16 protein-coding genes are annotated in these 16,652 nt (G+C 72.8%); 7 read left to right on the forward strand and 9 right to left on the reverse strand.

What is annotated here, in order from left to right; translation table 11 throughout:
• Positions 1-77: 77 nt before the first annotated feature.
• The 3 genes from Sdia_RS07350 to Sdia_RS07360 all read right to left on the reverse strand — a co-directional run bounded on the left by Sdia_RS07350 (position 78) and on the right by Sdia_RS07360 (position 3,710).
• Entirely contained in the window at positions 78-1,532 is a 1,455-nt protein-coding gene (locus Sdia_RS07350; RefSeq protein WP_115068765.1) for a DUF2637 domain-containing protein, read from the reverse strand.
• A 304-nt stretch (positions 1,533-1,836) separates the two neighbouring features.
• Positions 1,837-2,646: a DUF3558 family protein gene (locus Sdia_RS07355; RefSeq protein ID WP_100452110.1), complete on the reverse strand. Its 810-nt coding sequence runs from the start codon at positions 2,644-2,646 to the stop codon at positions 1,837-1,839.
• 125 nt (positions 2,647-2,771) lie between these two features.
• Positions 2,772-3,710, reverse strand: coding sequence for a hypothetical protein (locus tag Sdia_RS07360; protein WP_189500174.1), 939 nt, complete (start codon positions 3,708-3,710; stop codon positions 2,772-2,774).
• Between the two features lie 271 nt (positions 3,711-3,981).
• Between Sdia_RS07360 and Sdia_RS07365 the strand changes: the two genes are divergently transcribed.
• The gene (locus Sdia_RS07365; protein ID WP_100452112.1) at positions 3,982-5,175 is read left to right on the forward strand and encodes an RtcB family protein; all 1,194 of its coding nucleotides are present in this window, start codon (positions 3,982-3,984) and stop codon (positions 5,173-5,175) included.
• A 380-nt stretch (positions 5,176-5,555) separates the two neighbouring features.
• Complete coding sequence (locus Sdia_RS07370) at positions 5,556-6,989, forward strand: SulP family inorganic anion transporter (RefSeq protein WP_100452113.1); 1,434 nt, start codon at positions 5,556-5,558, stop codon at positions 6,987-6,989.
• A gap of 27 nt (positions 6,990-7,016) precedes the next feature.
• Here the strand turns inward: Sdia_RS07370 and Sdia_RS07375 are convergent, their stop codons facing one another.
• The 3 genes from Sdia_RS07375 to Sdia_RS07385 form a co-directional block, all read right to left on the reverse strand.
• Positions 7,017-7,262, reverse strand: coding sequence for a hypothetical protein (locus tag Sdia_RS07375; protein WP_100452114.1), 246 nt, complete (start codon positions 7,260-7,262; stop codon positions 7,017-7,019).
• A 7-nt stretch (positions 7,263-7,269) separates the two neighbouring features.
• Positions 7,270-8,043 carry an SDR family NAD(P)-dependent oxidoreductase gene (locus Sdia_RS07380; protein WP_100452115.1) on the reverse strand — a complete coding sequence of 258 codons (774 nt, stop codon included), beginning with the start codon at positions 8,041-8,043 and terminating at the stop codon, positions 7,270-7,272.
• Positions 8,044-8,153: 110 nt separating this feature from the next.
• On the reverse strand, positions 8,154-8,585 hold the full coding sequence (locus tag Sdia_RS07385; RefSeq protein ID WP_100452116.1) for a GNAT family N-acetyltransferase: 432 nt from the start codon (positions 8,583-8,585) through the stop codon (positions 8,154-8,156).
• A 229-nt stretch (positions 8,586-8,814) separates the two neighbouring features.
• On the opposite strand from Sdia_RS07385, the gene Sdia_RS07390 reads away from it, so the two are divergent.
• On the forward strand, positions 8,815-9,918 hold the full coding sequence (locus Sdia_RS07390) for an LLM class flavin-dependent oxidoreductase (RefSeq protein WP_100452117.1): 1,104 nt from the start codon (positions 8,815-8,817) through the stop codon (positions 9,916-9,918).
• Positions 9,915-10,637, forward strand: a complete 723-nt coding sequence (locus Sdia_RS07395) for an FMN reductase (RefSeq protein ID WP_100452118.1) — start codon at positions 9,915-9,917, stop codon at positions 10,635-10,637. The genes Sdia_RS07390 and Sdia_RS07395 overlap by 4 nt, the downstream gene beginning before the upstream one ends.
• 97 nt (positions 10,638-10,734) lie before the next feature.
• Here Sdia_RS07395 and Sdia_RS07400 read toward each other — a convergent pair whose 3' ends face one another.
• From Sdia_RS07400 to Sdia_RS07410, 3 genes are all read right to left on the reverse strand, one after another.
• On the reverse strand, positions 10,735-11,001 hold the full coding sequence (locus tag Sdia_RS07400) for a twin-arginine translocase TatA/TatE family subunit (RefSeq protein WP_100452119.1): 267 nt from the start codon (positions 10,999-11,001) through the stop codon (positions 10,735-10,737).
• Between the two features lie 129 nt (positions 11,002-11,130).
• On the reverse strand, positions 11,131-12,147 hold the full coding sequence (locus Sdia_RS07405; protein ID WP_189500173.1) for a sporulation protein: 1,017 nt from the start codon (positions 12,145-12,147) through the stop codon (positions 11,131-11,133).
• Between the two features lie 204 nt (positions 12,148-12,351).
• On the reverse strand, positions 12,352-12,966 hold the full coding sequence (locus Sdia_RS07410) for a hypothetical protein (protein WP_100452121.1): 615 nt from the start codon (positions 12,964-12,966) through the stop codon (positions 12,352-12,354).
• Between the two features lie 136 nt (positions 12,967-13,102).
• Between Sdia_RS07410 and hemL the strand changes: the two genes are divergently transcribed.
• The 3 genes from hemL to Sdia_RS07425 all read left to right on the forward strand — a co-directional run bounded on the left by hemL (position 13,103) and on the right by Sdia_RS07425 (position 16,635).
• On the forward strand, positions 13,103-14,419 hold the full coding sequence (hemL, locus tag Sdia_RS07415) for a glutamate-1-semialdehyde 2,1-aminomutase (RefSeq protein ID WP_185393086.1): 1,317 nt from the start codon (positions 13,103-13,105) through the stop codon (positions 14,417-14,419).
• 43 nt (positions 14,420-14,462) lie between these two features.
• A complete protein-coding gene (locus Sdia_RS07420) occupies positions 14,463-15,107 on the forward strand; it encodes a histidine phosphatase family protein (RefSeq protein ID WP_100452123.1) in 645 nt (214 codons plus the stop codon).
• A 214-nt stretch (positions 15,108-15,321) separates the two neighbouring features.
• Positions 15,322-16,635, forward strand: coding sequence for a hypothetical protein (locus tag Sdia_RS07425; RefSeq protein ID WP_185393085.1), 1,314 nt, complete (start codon positions 15,322-15,324; stop codon positions 16,633-16,635).
• Positions 16,636-16,652 lie beyond the last annotated feature (17 nt).

A 16,652-nucleotide genomic window follows, 5' to 3' on the forward strand; every position in this document is an offset into this window, starting at 1 on the left:
GCGTACGTACGGCGAAGGCCGCCCTCCCCGAGAACCGGGGAAGGGCGGCCTTCGCCGTACGGCGGTGCCCCGGGCGGTCAAGCGCTGGTGAAGTCGGGCTCGGGAGCGGCCTGGGCCTGCTCCTGCTCGTAGCGACGGCGGCACTGGTGCAGGTACGGCCGCAGCTCCGCTTCGGGGAGCGGGCCGCCCGCCTCGTTGCCGACCTGGTGATGGTCGAGGAGGTAGAGGCCGAACCGGCGCGCGTTCGGGTAGTTCCCGTCGATCTCCAGGTTCCGCCGGAAGGCCGCGTAGAAGGTCTCCTCGTCGATCGCGCCGCCGCCGGGGACCTGCGGGACCTCGTCCTCCGGAAGGTTCTCCGGAGGTGCCGGCCGCGACTCCTCGGGCTCCTCGCCCTCGGCAGGCAGGCCGCCCTCGCGCTGGGCCGGGATCGCCGGGGCGCCGCCGAGCGGACGAGTACGGCCCGGCCCCGACGGGACCTGCACGCCGTCCCTCCGCTCCTCCTCGGCGGCCTGCTGCTGGGCCTCGGCCGCCTGTGCCGCCTGGGCCTCGTGCGCGGCGAACCGCTGGAACCGCCGGTACTCCGCGAACGTCTGCGGGTCCGGCTCGTACTGCGGGTCGTATGTGCCCTCGTACTGCACCGGGCCCGGCTGCCCCGCGAACCACGGGCTGCCCTCCGGCGGGGGCGCCTGCCGCTCCTGCGGCGCCTCGGCGGCGGGGCGGTCCGCGCGGGGCTTCTCCAGGGAGGTGGCGGGCGCGGGGGACGGGGCCGTCTCCGGGGCCGGCCCGCCCGCGCGCTCCAGTTCCTGCCGGGCGGGGGTCGCGGGGGCCGGGGGCAGCAGGGCCGGTTCGATGCCGGCGGCGGCGAGGCCGGCCGGGGCGGTCTCGGCGAGCGGGACGCCGTACCGGGCCAGCCGCAGCGGCATCAGCGACTCCACCGGGGCCTTGCGGCGCCAGGCCCGGCCGAAGCGGGAACGCAGCCGGGCCTGGTAGACGAGACGTTCCTGCTCCAGCTTGATGACCTGTTCGTAGGAGCGCAGCTCCCACAGCTTCATCCGGCGCCACAGCAGGAAGGTCGGCAGCGGGGAGAGCAGCCAGCGGGTGATCCGCACGCCCTCCATGTGCTTGTCGGCGGTGATGTCCGCGATCCGGCCGATGGCGTGCCGGGCGGCCTCCACCGCGACGACGAACAGCACCGGGATCACCGCGTGCATCCCCACGCCGAGCGGGTCGGGCCAGGCGGCGGCGCCGTTGAACGCGATGGTGGCCGCCGTGAGCAGCCACGCCGTCTGACGCAGCATCGGGAACGGGATGCGCATCCAGGTCAGCAGCAGGTCGAGCGCGAGCAGCACGCAGATGCCCGCGTCGATGCCGATCGGGAAGAAGTACGAGAAGGTGCCGAACCCCTTCTGGAGGGCGAGTTCGCGCACCGCCGTGTACGACCCGGCGAAGCCGATGGCCGCGATGACCACCGCACCGGCCACGACCACCCCGATGAGTATGCGGTGAGTCCGTGTCAGCTCTGTCGCCGCCACTGGCGCTCCCTCTCCCTGGTCCTGCGGGTCCGTCGGCCCTGCGGATCGCGTTCTGTTGCGCCCAACAGACTGGCACATGTGTGCGGACGGCTGTGCCGGGGTGGGGCGGGAGCGCGGCCCACCGGGGCCGGCCGGGCTCCGCGGAGCGGGGTGGGACGGGGACGATCCGGTGGCCGGCGGGACTGGACGGCGGGGACGTGGCCGTCTCACCGGGCGGCTTCCGGCCTCCCGGTACGCCCGAAGCCCGGCCTCGCGGGGAGACCGGGCTTCGCGGCGCAGTGGCGCGGGGCGGGGTGGCGGCCCGTCAGGACTTGCCCGGGTCGGCGCCCTGGCCGTCGTTGTCGCCGGAGTCCTTGCCGTCCGCGTCCTTCCCGGACTTCTTGCCGGAGTCCTTCGCGCCCTCGGCGTTGGCCTCGGTGACCGCCTCGACGGCCTCCTGGCCGGCCTTGGTGGCGCCCTCGACCAGGGTCTTGGTCTTGGGGGAGCTCTGGCCGGCGAGGCCGGCGCCGTTGTAGTCGACGGTCACCACGACGTTCTCCACGCGGGTCACCAGCGACTGCTGCCTGAAGGTGCCTTCCTTCTTCTTCAGCTCGTACGAGACCATCGTCGCGGTGTCGCCCGTCCCGGCGACCGGCTCGGCGGCGACCTCCTTGGCGTCCTCGGTGGCCTTGGCGTCGGCGAGCTGCTTCGCGTAGTACTTCTCGGCGCGCTGCTCGCCCGAGCCGAGTGCCTCGTCGGAGTCGAACCGCATCAGGGAGACGTGCAGCCAGCGGAACTGCGAGCCGTCGACGCCCTTGTTGTCCAGGCTGTTCCACGAGCAGGTGGCGCGCGAGGAGGTGTCGTCGGACTTGCCGGTCTTGCCCTTGAGGCTCTTCGCCTCGGGGACCAGGTCCTTCAGCGTCTTCTCGGAGAGCGTGTCGCAGGCCTCCGGAAGCGTGCCGTACGCGGCCTTCTCCACGGCCGGGGCGGAGGCCGCGGCCGAGGAGGCCGACCTGTCCTTCTGCGCGTCCTCGGCCCCGGAGGAGTCGTCCGAGGAGCAGCCGGAGGCGACGAGGATCACCGGGACGGCGGCGCAGGCGAGAATGCGGGTCAGTCGCTGTGCTGGTCGGTGCATGGTTCCTTCGCTCAAGTCGTGCGGTCGGGCCGAACCGGACGGACCGGGTGGTCCGAGGGGTCACCGTACGCCGAAGGGGCGGTGCGACCCACCCGTCCCGAGGGTGCGCGCGAGGACGTGCGGGGTCACACGTCGCTCAGCCGCTCGGCCAGCCTGGCCGCCAACTCACGCGCCTTTTCCTGCATGGACGCGCTGTCGGGGACCTCGCTGACCTGCCTCGGCTGGGCCTCGTACTCGACGGTGACGATCACGTTGGACGTGCGGAACACCACAGTGACGGTGCGCTGTCCGGTGCCGGAGGAGGAGGTGGTGAGCTGATCGTCGATGAAGGCGTCGTCGGCCAGCTCGTCCAGCAGGCGCGGCTCCAGGCCCTCGGCGGGAGTGGACGGGTCGGTCGTCTCGTCGCCGGGCTCCTCGCTCCTGCCGGACTTCTCGGGCTTCCCTCCCTTCCCGCCCTCGTCGTCCTTGCCGTCCTTACCGCCCTCGTCGTCCTTGCCGTCCTTGCCGGCGTCCTCCGCCGGGGCCGTGGCGCGTGTCTCGTCGCGGTCGGCCTTCGGCTCGTCGTCGGTGCGGCTGTCGACGGGCTCCTCGCGGGGATCGACGGGCAGCGGCAGGTCCGCCTCCTTCATCCGGTCCCCGTAGACCGCCTGCGCGCGGGCGTCGTCGCTGAGCGAGGCCGAGTAGGAGACGACCCGCTCGAAGTCGATCCGCAGCAGATGCCCGGCGTCCGCCGAGTCCACCTTCCAGCGGCACCCGGTACGCCGGTCCGAGTCGTAGGTGACCGAGGAGGTCCCCTCGTACGCCTTCTGCCGCTGCTCCTCGTCGAGGTCGGCGATCCCCGGCAGCATCGTGTCGAGCGTGCCGGTCTCCACCGCGCGGCACGGCTGCGGCAGCGTCCGGTACCTGCCGGGCTCGGCCTGGGCGGTGGTCGCCTCGCCGGCCGGTTTGGCGTCGGGGGAGTCGTCGGCGGCCGGGTCGCCGGTGCAGCCCGCCGCGCCGAGGGCCAGCAGCAGCACCAGTGCGCCGGTCACCCGCGCCCTGCGGGAATACGCCTTACGCGCCACGGTCGGGGCTCCTCTCGTACGGCTTCGTCGCCCGCCGCCGGGAGCGGGCCCGGCCCTCGGCCGGAACCGGCGACGCGCCGGAAATCCAGTTGCCGCCCTCAGGCGGCCGATGGACACAATGTCTATCGCACGCGCCGCCGGGGTCGCCGGTCGGCCGCCCTTTATGCGGGCGTCGGTCCCGTTATTCGGCCGGGTATTTCGCGCGTGGACGTCCAGCGGCCCGCCATCGCCGAGAGGTGCGGGGCCGACGTACCGGGGGAACGAGACGAACATGGCTTACCAGGAGATTCCGGGTGCGCGGGTGCCCATCCGCATGTGGGCCGACCCGGCGGGGGTCGAGGAGGCGGCGATGCGCCAGCTCCAGAACGTCGCCACGCTGCCGTGGATCAAGGGCCTCGCCGTCATGCCCGACGTGCACTACGGCAAGGGCGCCACCGTCGGCTCCGTCATCGCCATGCGCGACGCGGTCTGCCCGGCCGCCGTCGGCGTCGACATCGGCTGCGGCATGTCGGCGGTGCGTACCTCGCTCACCGCCGACGACCTGCCCGGCGACCTCTCCCGGCTGCGCTCCAAGATCGAGGAGGCCATCCCGGTCGGGCGCGGGATGCACGAGCGGCCGGTCGACCCGACACGTACGCACGGCTTCGGCACCCACCGCTGGGACGCCTTCTGGGACCGCTTCGACACCGTCGCCGCGTCCGTCCACTTCCGGCGGGAGCGGGCCGCCCACCAGATGGGCACGCTCGGCTCCGGCAACCACTTCGTCGAGGTCTGCACCGACACCGAGGGCGCCGTCTGGCTGATGCTGCACTCCGGGTCGCGCAACATCGGCAAGGAACTGGCCGACCACCACATCGGCGTCGCCCGCGACCTGCCGCACAACCAGGGCCTCGTCGACCGCGACCTCGCCGTCTTCGTCGCGGGCACCCCGCAGATGGCGGCGTACCGGAACGACCTGTTCTGGGCGCAGGAGTACGCCAGGTACAACCGGACGCTGATGATGGACCTGCTCAAGCGGGTGGTCTCCCGCGAGTTCAAGAAGGCGCGGGTCGCCTACGAGCCGGAGATCTCCTGCCACCACAACTACGTGAGCGAGGAGCGGTACGACGGGATGGACCTGCTCGTCACCCGCAAGGGGGCGATCCGCGCGGGCAGCGGGGACTACGGGATCATCCCCGGGTCCATGGGCACCGGCTCGTACATCGTGAAGGGGCTCGGGAACGACGCCTCCTTCAACTCCGCCTCGCACGGCGCCGGGCGGCGGATGAGCCGGAACGCGGCGAAGCGGAGGTTCTCCGTGCGCGATCTGGCCGAGCAGACGCACGGGGTCGAGTGCCGGAAGGACTCCGGGGTCGTGGACGAGATCCCCGGGGCCTACAAGCCCATCGAGCAGGTCATCGACCAGCAGCGGGATCTGGTCGCCGTCGTGGCTCAGCTCAAGCAGGTGGTCTGCGTCAAGGGGTGACGCCTGCGGCCGGGCCGACGAGGGGATCGCCTCCGGCGGGGGGCGGGCCCGCCGCTCCGCCTCGGCCGGGTGGCCTCAGGCGCCGGCCGGGCTGGGGACGTGGTCCCAGGCGCCGGCCGGGCTCAGGGTTCACGCGGTGGCCGGTGTCGCCCGGCGGTGTGCGGCGGCGGTCGTGGGGGCTGGGGGTCGGTACAGTCGGGGGAGTGCCCGGTCGCGTGTTCGCGGGGGTGTTCGCCGAGATGTGTGCCGTCCGCTTCGTGCGGGGCGCGCCCTAGTACGACAGGTCCCGCGTTCCCTTGTCCCTTTCGCCCGCCTCCCTGCTCGCCCCTGTGCCCGTGGCCGCGCCCGGCGCCCGCCGACGCCTCCGCGGAGCCTTCCGGATGCCGCCGCGGCGGCTGTGGACCGAGGTGCTGGCGGGCCTGGTCGTCGCGCTGGCGCTGATCCCGGAGGTCATCTCCTTCTCGGTGATCGCCGGTGTGGAGCCGGCCGTCGGCCTCTTCGCCTCGTTCACCACGGCCGTGGTGATCTCGGTGGTCGGCGGGCGGCCCGCGATGATCTCTGCGGCGGCCGGTGCCGTCGCCCTGGTCATCGCCCCGCTCAACCGCGAGCACGGCCTCGGGTACCTGATCGCCGCGGTGATCCTCGGCGGGGTGATCCAGATCGTGCTGGGGGCGCTCGGGGTGGCCCGGCTCATGCGGTTCGTCCCGCGGGCGGTCATGGTCGGCTTCGTCAACGCGCTCGCCGTGCTGATCTTCCTCGCCCAGGTCCCGGAGATGCGCGACGTGCCGTGGGCGGTCCACCCGCTGATCCTCGGCGGGCTGGCGCTCATGGTGCTCTTCCCGAAGGTGACGACCGCGGTGCCCGCGCCGCTCGTCTCCATCGTGGTGCTCACCCTGATCACCGTCGGTGCCGGGCTCGCCGTGCCGACCGTCGGCGACCGGGGGGCGCTGCCGGCCTCGCTGCCCACCCCCGGCCTGCCCGACGTGCCGTTCACCCTGGACACCCTGACGCTGATCGCCCCGTACGCCTTCGCGCTGGCGCTGGTCGGGCTGATGGAGTCGCTGCTCACCGCGCAGCTCGTCGACGACCTCACCGACACCCGTTCCGACAAGCGGCGCGAGTCGGTCGGGCAGGGCGTCGCCAACGTCGTCACCGGCTTCTTCGGCGGGCTGGGCGGCTGCGCGATGATCGGCCAGACCATGGTCAACGTGAAGACGGCCGGGGCCCGCACCCGCCTCTCCACCTTCCTCGCCGGGGTCTTCCTGCTGCTGCTCTGCCTCACCCTCGGCCCGGCCGTCTCGGCGATCCCGATGGCGGCGCTGGTGGCGGTGATGGTGATGGTCTCCCTCACCACCTTCGACTGGCGCTCGATCACCCCGGCGACGCTGCGCCGTATGCCGCTGGGGGAGACCGGGGTCATGGCGGTCACCGTGGTCTGCGTGGTCGCCACCCACAACCTGGCCGTCGGGGTGATCGCCGGGTGCCTCGCGGCGCTCGGGGTCTTCGCACGCCGGGTCGCGGGCCGGGCGGAGCTGGCCGTCTCGCGCGCCGAGGACGGCTCCGCCGTGCGGTACGCGGTCACCGGCGACCTCTTCTTCGCCTCCGCCAACGGCCTCGCCGACCGCTTCGACTACGCCGGGGACCCGGACCGGGTCGTCGTGGACCTCGGCGGGGCGCGGCTCTGGGACGCCTCGGCGGTCGCCGTGCTCGACGCGATCGCGGCCAAGTACGCGCAGCGCGGCAAGCACGCCGAGGTGAGCGGACTGACCGGCCCGGGTGCCGAGCTGCACACCCGGCTCAGTGAGCGCGGGTGAGCCCGCCCGGCCGCGGGGCGGGCCCGCTCAGCGCGCGTGGGTGACGGCGTAGATCATCACGAAGGCGACGATGTGGATGCCGAAGAAGAAGTAGGCCAGCGACCACCACACGTACTTCTCGGTCCTGGCCTCCTCCGCCAGCCGGCGCCGCTCCTGCGGGGTGGCGGTGGGGCGCTCGGGTGGCGCCGGCACCGGTCCGGGGGGCGGCTCGGCGGCGGAGTCGGTCCGGGGGCCGGGTTCCGGGGTGTCCGGCTCGGTGGCGGAGGCGGTCATGGGCGGATCACAGCTCCCGGTGGACCTTGGAGTTGGACGCCTGGGCGCGGGGTCGCAGCACCAGCAGGTCGACGTTGACGTGGCTGGGGCGGGTCACGGCCCAGGAGACGGTGTCGGCGACGTCGTCGGCGGTCAGCGGTTCGGCGACGCCCGCGTAGACCTTGGCGGCCTTCTCGGCGTCGCCCCGGAAGCGGGTCAGCGCGAACTCGTCGGTCTTGACCATGCCCGGGGCGATCTCGATGACCCGCACCGGCGTCCCGACGATCTCCAGCCGCAGCGTCTCGGCGAGGACGTGCTCGCCGTGCTTGGCCGCGACGTACCCGGCACCGCCCTCGTAGGTGGCGAGGCCGGCCGTGGAGGAGATGACCACGACGGTGCCGTCACCGCTCGCGGTCAGGGCGGGCAGCAGGGCCTGGGTGATGTTGAGGGTGCCGATGACGTTGGTCTCGTACATCCGGCGCCAGTCGTCCGGCGCGCTGGAGGCCACCGGGTCGGCGCCGAGCGCGCCGCCCGCGTTGTTCACCAGCACCGCGATCTTCTGGAAGGCGGTGGCGAACTCGTCCACCGCCGCCCGGTCGGTCACGTCCAGCGGGTACGCGGTGACGCGGTGGCCCGCCTCGGTCAGCTCGGCCGCGAGCGCCTCGACGCGGTCCTTGCGCCGGGCGGTCAGCACCACCCGGTATCCGGCCTCGGCCAGTTTGCGTGCGGTGGCGGCGCCGATGCCGCCGCTCGCACCGGTGACGACGGCGATCCGGTTACCGGGCGTGGGCGCGGCGCTCATGACGGTGCTCCTCGGTCAAGGTCGGCGGGGCGGCTCCGGAGGCCGGACGACCCCGAAACCTCCCGCCAGCATAGGCACCGCCCCTGCCCGGGCGGCGGCCGAGGCGGTCCTCAGCGCAGCGGCTTGCTGAAGTGGAACGAGCGGATCGAGAACCGCTCGCGCAGGTAGAAGCGGTGCGCGTCGGTGCGCCGGGTGCCCGAGTCGAGGTCCAGGACCCGGCAGTCCAGCTCGCGGGCCCGGTCCTCCAGGTACGCGAGCAGTTCCCGGCCGACGCCGGTGGAGCGGGTCGCCTCGGCGGTGACCAGGTCGTCCACGTAGAGCTTGCGCACGGCGCTGGTGTTGGTGATCACCCGCCAGCCCGCGACACCGGCGCAGCCGCCCTCGACGTCGTAGAGGGCGCTGAAGCGCAGACCCTGCGGGTGGCCGGCGGCGTAGATCTCCTCCAGCAGGCGGGCGGTGAGGTGGGGGCGCAGCTCGGTCAGCACCGGGAGGGCGTCGGTGGTGAGGCGGGGGTCGCCGGGGTCCAGGTCGATGATGTTCATGGCAGCACGGTAAGTGCTGGGACGGGAGCGGCCGGGTGCGGGCCCGGGCCCCGCACGGGCCGGTGGGGCGGTGGCTCCCCAGGTGGGGAACGGGCGATCCTGGCACACTGGAACGAGGGTCGGAATGGGCGGGTATGCGGGTGTTCGGGTTCCGGGGAATACCTCAGCCCCACCTCCCGTTGGACAGGTATAGTTGAACAATCAACAACCCTGCGGAAGGTGACCAGCCATGCAGTTCGGGATCTTCAGCGTCGGCGACGTCACGCCGGACCCCACCACCGGCCGGACCCCGACGGAGGCCGAGCGGATCAAGGCGATCCTGCGGATCGCCCAGAAGGCGGAAGAGGTCGGCCTCGACGTCTTCGCCACCGGCGAGCACCACAACCCGCCCTTCGTCCCGTCCTCGCCCACCACCATGCTCGGCTGGGTCGCCGCCCGCACCGAGAACCTCGTCCTCTCCACCGCGACCACGCTCATCACCACCAACGACCCGGTGAAGATCGCCGAGGACTTCGCGATGCTCCAGCACATCGCGGACGGCCGGGTGGACCTGATGCTCGGCCGCGGCAACACCGGCCCGGTCTACCCCTGGTTCGGCAAGGACATCCGTGAGGGCATCCCGCTGGCCATCGAGAACTACGCCCTGCTGCACAAGCTGTGGCGCGAGGACGTGGTCGACTGGGAGGGCAAGTTCCGCACGCCGCTCCAGTCCTTCACCGCCACTCCGCGCCCGCTCGACGGCGTGCCCCCGTTCGTCTGGCACGGCTCGATCCGCTCCCCGGAGATCGCCGAGCAGGCCGCGTACTACGGCGACGGCTTCTTCCACAACAACATCTTCTGGCCCATGGAGCACACCAAGCGCATGGTGCGCCTCTACCGCAACCGGTACGCACACTACGGACACGGCACTCCCGAGCAGGCCGTCGTCGGCCTCGGCGGCCAGGTGTTCATGCGGAAGAACTCCCAGGAGGCGGTCCGCGAGTTCCGCCCCTACTTCGACAACGCCCCGGTCTACGGGCACGGGCCGAGCCTGGAGGAGTTCACCAGCCAGACCCCGCTGACCGTCGGCTCGCCCCAGCAGGTGATCGAACGGACCCTCAGCTTCCGCAAGGACGTCGGCGACTACCAGCGCCAGCTGTTCCTGATGGACCACGCCGGGCTCCCGCTCAAGACGGTCCTGGAGCAGCTCGACATCCTCGGCGAGGAGGTCGTCCCCGTCCTGCGCGAGGAGTTCGCCAAGGGCCGCCCGGCCGACGTCCCCGACGCCCCCACCCACGCCTCCCTGCGCGCCCGCGCGGGGGAGAGCGCCGATTCCGAGGCGGTGACCAAGTGACCGAGTTCCCCGTCCAGTCCGGCGAGCGCCCCGCCGCCGAAGCCCCCGACGACCTGGCCGACGACCCGGGCCGCCGTGCCGACGGGTCCGCCGCCCCGTCCGCCCCGCTGCGGATCGCGGTGGTCTCGGCCGGGCTGAGCGTGCCCTCCTCCACCCGGCTGCTCGCCGACCGCCTCGGCGAGGCCGTCGCCCGCGACCTGGGGGAGGGCGGACTCCCGGTGCGGGTCGACACGGTCGAACTCCGGGACCTGGCCACCGACATCGCCCACCACTTCACCTCCGGATTCCCCGGTGAGAAGCTGACGGCGGCGCTCGACCAGGTCACCGGCGCCGACGCGGTCATCGCCGTCACGCCGATCTTCACCGCCTCCTACAGCGGCCTGTTCAAGTCGTTCTTCGACGTGGTCGACCAGGACGCGCTGACCGGCAAGCCGGTGCTGATCGCCGCCACCGGCGGCACCGCCCGCCACTCCCTCGCCCTCGAACACGCCCTGCGCCCGCTCTTCGCCTACCTGCGGGCCGTGGTCGTCCCCACCGCCGTCTACGCGGCCTCCGAGGACTGGGGCAACACCGACGGGCTCAACCGCCGCATCGACCGGGCCGCCGCCGAACTCGCCGCCCTGCTCACCGGCGGCCGCCGGGCGGCTCCCGCAGCCGACCCGCTGGAGGAGGTCGTCCCCTTCGCCGAGCAACTGGCCGCCCTGCGCGTCCAGGAGTGAGACGAGACGGCCGCCGACGGCGGACGCGACACGGCGGTGCCCCGGGCGAGGTCCGGGGCACCGCCGTGTCAGGCGTCCGTACGCCTCGGGGCGCGGCTCAGGCGGCGCGGCCGCCGGGGCCCTGCTGCCCGTCCGCCGGGCGGGACCGCTGCTCGGGGAGCGGCTCGGTGACGTAGTACACCGCCTGGTCCGGGCGGTCCTGGCCCACCTCGCCCTGGCGGGACTCCTCCTTCATGGCTTTGGCCTCGCTCTTGAGGATGCGGGCCGCCTTGCCCGAGGAGCGGGCCAGGTCCGGCAGCCGCTTCACGGCGAGGACGGCGACGATCACGAGCAGGATGACGGCGAGTTCGCTGATGCCGAGCATGGGTGTCCTGTCTGTTCCTCGGGCAGCCGCACCCGCTCGGGGCGGCCGGTACTACAGCACTGTAGAAGCCTTCGCGCCGGGGCGACAGGGGCTCCCGCCAGGACCGGCCACCGGGGCCGCCCCGGTGGGTCAGCCCTCGTCGCCCTCGTCCTCCTCGTCGTCCCCCTCGAAGAAGTCCCCCACCTCGTCGACGACCTCGGCCGCGACCAGGCCGCCCGCGACGCCGACGGCCAGCCCGGCGGCGCCGGCGGCGATCGCCGTGCCCATCCCGGGACCGGAGCGGTGCCCCTCCTGGTGGCCGTGGTGCCCGCCCGCGTACGGGTCGTGGTGGCCGTACGCCGCGTGCGTGCCGTAGGACGCGCGGTGCTCCACCAGTTGCCGGACCCAGCCGTCGACCTCGGCGGTCCAGTCGCGCGTGGCCACGTCCTCGTGGGAGACGGTGAAGCGGGTCAGGGCGTCGTGGCCCGGCGTGAACATGCCGCCGCGCTTGTCGGCCTCCAGGACGACCTCCAGGCCGCCGGGGTGGGCGAGGAAGGTCACCTCGATCTCGTTGACCGCGTGGGCGTACTGGGGCGCCGGCGAGAGCTCGATCTCCTGGTAGAAGGGGAGCTGCTGCCCGGTGCCGCCGATCCGGCCGTACTCCAGGTCGGCCGAGCGGAAGCCGAAGCCGAGCCGCCCCAGCGCCTCCAGCACCGCCTCCTGGGCGGGGAGCGGGCCGACCGCCAGTGGGTCGAGGTCGCCCTTGTCCCTGGCGCCGGCCACCGCCAGTTCGGTACGGACCCCGAGGACGATGCCGAGCGGCTGCCCGTACAGCTCGCTCACCGGGGTCTCCCACGGCAGGACCACCGAGAACGGCACCACCTGCTCCGTCTCGGCCCCCAGGCGGAAGCCGCCGCCCACCACGTACCGCTCGAAGGCGACCGTGCCGTGCTGCTCGCCCCCGTCGGTCTCGGCCTCGACGCGGGCGATCAGCTCCAAGGTGATCTCGGAGATGTCGAAGTCCGAGCTGCCGCCCTTGAGATGGACCCGCCCGGTGAGCGCCCCGCCGGGCGAGGCCGCGTTCCCGGAACCGGGCGCGGCGTCGAGGACGGTGTCGACGGTGGGCCCGCCCACGCCGAGCGAACCGAGGAGCCGTTTGAACACCATGTCGGGCGTTCTCCTTCACGATCTGCTGTACAGCCCTGCCTGCGGGAACTGCTTCTACAGTCCCGTCGAAGCATAGAACTGCCCAGCACGCCGACGGTTCATCACCAGCCGTTCCGGACCGGTCGAATACGGCTGGATATCGCCCTTGCGGCCGACGCCGCCGGCCCTCCCGGGGTGCGGTGCGCCGGCCGACGGGGGATCAGCTCACGGCCACACCAGGCAGTACGGCTGGTGCCCCGCCTCGTGCAGGCGGTGGGAGAAGTCCTGCCACTCGTGGAGGAGCCGGTAGACGTTGAAGGCGTCGCTCGGGCCGCCGCGGTCGGGGACCGTGGACCAGATGAAGGCGGCCGCGCCGACCGACTCCTCTCCGATGCCCCGGAGCGGGTCCACCACCGTCATCGGGAGCTTGACGACCGCGTAGTCCGGGTGCAGGACGACCAGTTCGAGGGGCGGGACGCGGTGCAGGGGTACGCCCTCGATGCCGGTCAGCACCATGGCCGAAACCGTTTCCGGCTTGATGCGGGTGAACATGCCGCCCATGCCCAGTTCGTCCCCGCCCAGCTCCTCGGGGCGCATCGAGAGCGGTACCCGGGCCGCCGTGGCGCCGTTCGGCGCGCCGAAGTACTTGTAGGTCACCCCCACCCGGCCCCCACTCCTGCTCTCGCCCTGCCCGGCCTCCCCGCGCACCGGCTCCGCGCCGTCGAACGCCGGTGTCTGATCCTGAGCCCGGGATGCGGCGTCGCGCCGGTGCTTCCCCCTCCGGGCACGCCGGGGCCCGAGATCACCGGTCCCCTCGCCCAGTCCGCCACCGCGATGCATATCTCCACCCGAGTGCTTCTCCGCGCCGCACAGCCCGCCGCGCAACCCGATCATCGTGTCATTGGCCTCCCCCGCCGACGTGGAGCGAAACGTCCGCCGAACACCGGTCCGCAGGAACTTCGAAGGCTCTGACACCATGGCTCGTGTGACCTATCAGTACGAAGCCCCAGTTTCGCAGACGCTCTTCGACCGTGCGGCCTCCGTGACGCCCGGCGGCGTGAACTCTCCCGTGCGCGCCTTCGGCGCGGTGGGCGGTACGCCCCGGTTCATGGTGTCCGGTACGGGTCCGTACCTCACTGACGCCGACGGCCGCGAGTACGTCGACCTCGTCTGCTCGTGGGGGCCGATGATCCTCGGCCATGCCCACCCCGAGGTCGTCGCCGCCGTCCAGGAGGCGGTGGCCCGCGGCACCTCCTTCGGCACGCCCGGCGAGGGCGAGGTGGCGCTCGCCGAGGAGATCGTCGCCCGGATCGAGCCGGTCGAGCAGGTCCGCCTGGTCTCCTCCGGGACCGAGGCGACCATGTCCGCGATCCGGCTGGCCCGGGGCTTCACCGGGCGCGCCAAGGTGATCAAGTTCGCCGGGTGCTACCACGGCCACGTCGACGCGCTGCTCGCCTCGGCCGGGTCCGGGCTCGCCACCTTCGCGCTGCCCGACACCCCCGGCGTCACCGGTGCCCAGGCCGGCGACACGATCGTGCTGCCCTACAACGACCTCGACGCCGTCGCCGCCGCCTTCGCCGCCCACCCCGGCGAGGTCGCCTGCGTCATCACCGAGGCCGCCCCCGGCAACATGGGCGTCGTCCCGCCCGGCGAGGGGTTCAACGCCTCCCTCGCCCGGCTCTGCCGGGAGAACGGCGCGCTCTTCGTCTCCGACGAGGTCATGACCGGCTTCCGCACCTCGCGCGCCGGCTGGTACGGCGTCGAGGGCGTCCGGCCCGACCTGATGACCTTCGGCAAGGTCATGGGCGGCGGCTTCCCGGCGGCGGCCTTCGGCGGCCGTGCCGACGTGATGGCCTCCCTCGCCCCGGCCGGCCCCGTCTACCAGGCGGGCACCCTCTCCGGGAACCCGGTCGCCACCGCGGCCGGACTCGCCCAGTTCCGCCTGCTCGACCAGGGCGCGTACGACCGGATCGACGCGGTCTCGGCCGAGCTGCGCGGGCTGGTCTCCGCGGCGCTGGCCAAGGAGGGCGTTGCGCACCGGGTGCAGAACGCCTCCAACATGTTCTCGGTGTTCTTCACCGCCGACGAGGTCCGCGACTACGACGACGCGAAGCGGCAGGAAAGCTTCCGCTTCACCGCGTTCTTCCACTCGATGCTGGCCCAGGGGGTCTACCTGCCCCCGTCCTCCTTCGAGTCCTGGTTCGTCTCGACGGCACACGACGACCGCGCCGTCGAGCAGATCGCCGCCGCCCTGCCGGCCGCGGCCCGCGCGGCGGCCGAGGCCACGGCATGAGCCGGGGCCGGGAACGAGCCAAGGTGAACGGGAAGGGAACGCGATGAGCGCCGACGAGATCACCGTCGTCCATCTGATGCGGCACGGCGAGGTGGAGAACCCCTCCGGGGTCCTGTACGGGCGGCTGCCCGGCTACCACCTCTCCGAGCTGGGCCGGAAGATGGCCGACCGGGTGGCCGAGCATCTCGCGGGCCGCGACGTCACCCACGTCGCCGCCTCCCCGCTGGAGCGGGCGCAGGAGACCGCGACGCCCGTCGCGCGGGCGCACGGGCTGGAGCTCGGGTCGGACGCCCGGCTCATCGAGGCCGGGAACGTCTTCCAGGGCAAGCAGTTCGGGGTCGGGGACGGGGCGCTGCGCAAGCCCGCCAACTGGCGGCACCTGACCAATCCGTTCCGGCCCTCGTGGGGCGAGCCGTACATCGACCAGGTCGTGCGGATGACCAAGGCGCTCGACGCGGCGGCCGCCGCGGCCCGGGGCCATGAGGCGGTGCTGGTCAGCCACCAGCTGCCGATCTGGACCGTGCGCAGTTACGTCGAGCGGCGGAGGCTCTGGCACGACCCGCGGCGGCGGCAGTGTTCGCTCGCCTCTCTCACGTCGTTCACGTACCGAGGGGACCGGATCGTCTCCGTGGGCTACTCCGAGCCCGCCCGGGACCTCGTGCCCGAGCATCTGCTTCCCCGGCGCTGAGCGTCCCCTGGGGGGTCGGGCCCGACGGGCCCGACCCCCCTTTTTTTTCGGTGCCCGAGGCCGGCGGGGCCGGGGGCTTCGTCACCAGTTGTGACCTTCAGGGGTGAGGTGTGAAGGTCTGGCAGACGGGTGGTCGAGAGGGGAACCTGTGTGTGGGTCTCCGCCTCTAACCCCTTGTCGGCGTTGTATGGGGGCAGCGCAGAAAGGGGATATCATGCGACAAATCACCCGTCGGGACCTGCTGGCTCTGAGTGCGGGAGCGACAGCCGCTCCCCTTCTGGCGGCCTGCGGCGTCGGCAACGCGGGCTCCGGGAGTCCGGGGTCGGGGGAGGGCTCGGGCGGCGAGCAGGGCGGGGGCAAGCCCGACAAGCCCAAGGCGGAGCTGATCGGGGACGGCTCCACCTCGTACACCGGGAAGCAGCCGCACCAGCCCGACGCGCCCAGGCCGCTCGAGCCGGGGGAGAAGCCGCCGCAGTTCGTGGTCTTCTCCTGGGACGGCGCGGGCGAGGTGGGGAACGGGCTGTTCGAACGGTTCCTTGACCTCGCCGAGGAGCACGACGCCCACATGACCTTCTTCCTCTCGGGGCTCTACCTGCTGCCGGAGTCGAAGAAGCGGCTGTACAGCCCGCCGAACAACCCCGTGGGCGCCTCCGACATCGGGTACCTGACCGACGCCCACATCAAGGACACCCTGGCGGGCGTGCGCCGCGCCTGGCTCGACGGCCACGAGATCGGCACCCACTTCAACGGCCACTTCTGCGGCGGCTCCGGCTCGGTGGCCCACTGGACCCCCGCCCAGTGGGGCGCCGAGATCGAGCAGGCCAAGGCGTTCGTCCAGCAGTGGCGTACCCACACCGGGTGGGAGGACGAGGACCCGCTGCCGTTCGACTACGACAAGGAGCTGGTCGGCGGCCGCACCCCCTGCCTGCTCGGCCAGGACAACCTGCTGCCGAAGGCCCGCGAACTGGGCTGGCGGTACGACGCCTCCTCGCCCGGCGGCCTGCAGACCTGGCCGGTCAAGCGCAAGGGGCTGTGGGACCTGCCGCTCCAGGCCGTTCCGTTCCCCGGCCGCTCCTTCGAGACGCTCTCGATGGACTACAACTTCATGTACAACCAGTCCCAGAACTCCACCCAGGGCCCGCCCGGCAACCACCCGGCCTGGCGCGAGCAGGCGACCGGCGCCTATGTGGCCGGGTTCCGCCGCGCGTACGAGTCGAACCGCGCCCCCCTGTTCATCGGCAACCACTTCGAGGAGTGGAACGGCGGCATCTACATGGACGCCGTCGAGGAGGCCCTGAAGCAGATGGCCGGGGAGAAGGACGTCCGGCTGGTCTCCTTCCGGCAGCTGGTCGACTGGCTCGACGCGCAGACTCCCGAGGTGCTGGCCAAGCTCCGCGCGCTGGAAGTCGGCGAGGCCCCGCCCGGCGGCTGGAAGGCGTACCTGAAGGAGGCCGGGCCGGGGGCCGGCAAGGAGGGCGGGGGCGGCGAGGAGAGTGGTGGAGCCGGCCGGAAGGGCCCCGCCGCCTGACTTGGAAGGAACGATTC

The organism is Streptomyces diastaticus subsp. diastaticus (assembly GCF_011170125.1).
GTDB lineage: Bacteria > Actinomycetota > Actinomycetes > Streptomycetales > Streptomycetaceae > Streptomyces > Streptomyces diastaticus.

What these genes read in the sequence shown, in the direction of transcription:
- Sdia_RS07355 (WP_100452110.1), bottom strand. Translation starts at nt 2,646, where the DNA reads ATGCACCGACCAGCACAGCGACTGACCCGCATTCTCGCCTGCGCCGCC.
- Sdia_RS07365 (WP_100452112.1), top strand. Translation starts at nt 3,982, where the DNA reads ATGGCTTACCAGGAGATTCCGGGTGCGCGGGTGCCCATCCGCATGTGG.
- Sdia_RS07370 (WP_100452113.1), top strand. Translation starts at nt 5,556, where the DNA reads ATGCCGCCGCGGCGGCTGTGGACCGAGGTGCTGGCGGGCCTGGTCGTC.
- Sdia_RS07375 (WP_100452114.1), bottom strand. Translation starts at nt 7,262, where the DNA reads ATGACCGCCTCCGCCACCGAGCCGGACACCCCGGAACCCGGCCCCCGG.
- Sdia_RS07380 (WP_100452115.1), bottom strand. Translation starts at nt 8,043, where the DNA reads ATGAGCGCCGCGCCCACGCCCGGTAACCGGATCGCCGTCGTCACCGGT.
- Sdia_RS07385 (WP_100452116.1), bottom strand. Translation starts at nt 8,585, where the DNA reads ATGAACATCATCGACCTGGACCCCGGCGACCCCCGCCTCACCACCGAC.
- Sdia_RS07390 (WP_100452117.1), top strand. Translation starts at nt 8,815, where the DNA reads ATGCAGTTCGGGATCTTCAGCGTCGGCGACGTCACGCCGGACCCCACC.
- Sdia_RS07400 (WP_100452119.1), bottom strand. Translation starts at nt 11,001, where the DNA reads ATGCTCGGCATCAGCGAACTCGCCGTCATCCTGCTCGTGATCGTCGCC.
- Sdia_RS07405 (WP_189500173.1), bottom strand. Translation starts at nt 12,147, where the DNA reads ATGGTGTTCAAACGGCTCCTCGGTTCGCTCGGCGTGGGCGGGCCCACC.
- Sdia_RS07410 (WP_100452121.1), bottom strand. Translation starts at nt 12,966, where the DNA reads ATGCATCGCGGTGGCGGACTGGGCGAGGGGACCGGTGATCTCGGGCCC.
- hemL (WP_185393086.1), top strand. Translation starts at nt 13,103, where the DNA reads ATGGCTCGTGTGACCTATCAGTACGAAGCCCCAGTTTCGCAGACGCTC.
- Sdia_RS07420 (WP_100452123.1), top strand. Translation starts at nt 14,463, where the DNA reads ATGAGCGCCGACGAGATCACCGTCGTCCATCTGATGCGGCACGGCGAG.
- Sdia_RS07425 (WP_185393085.1), top strand. Translation starts at nt 15,322, where the DNA reads ATGCGACAAATCACCCGTCGGGACCTGCTGGCTCTGAGTGCGGGAGCG.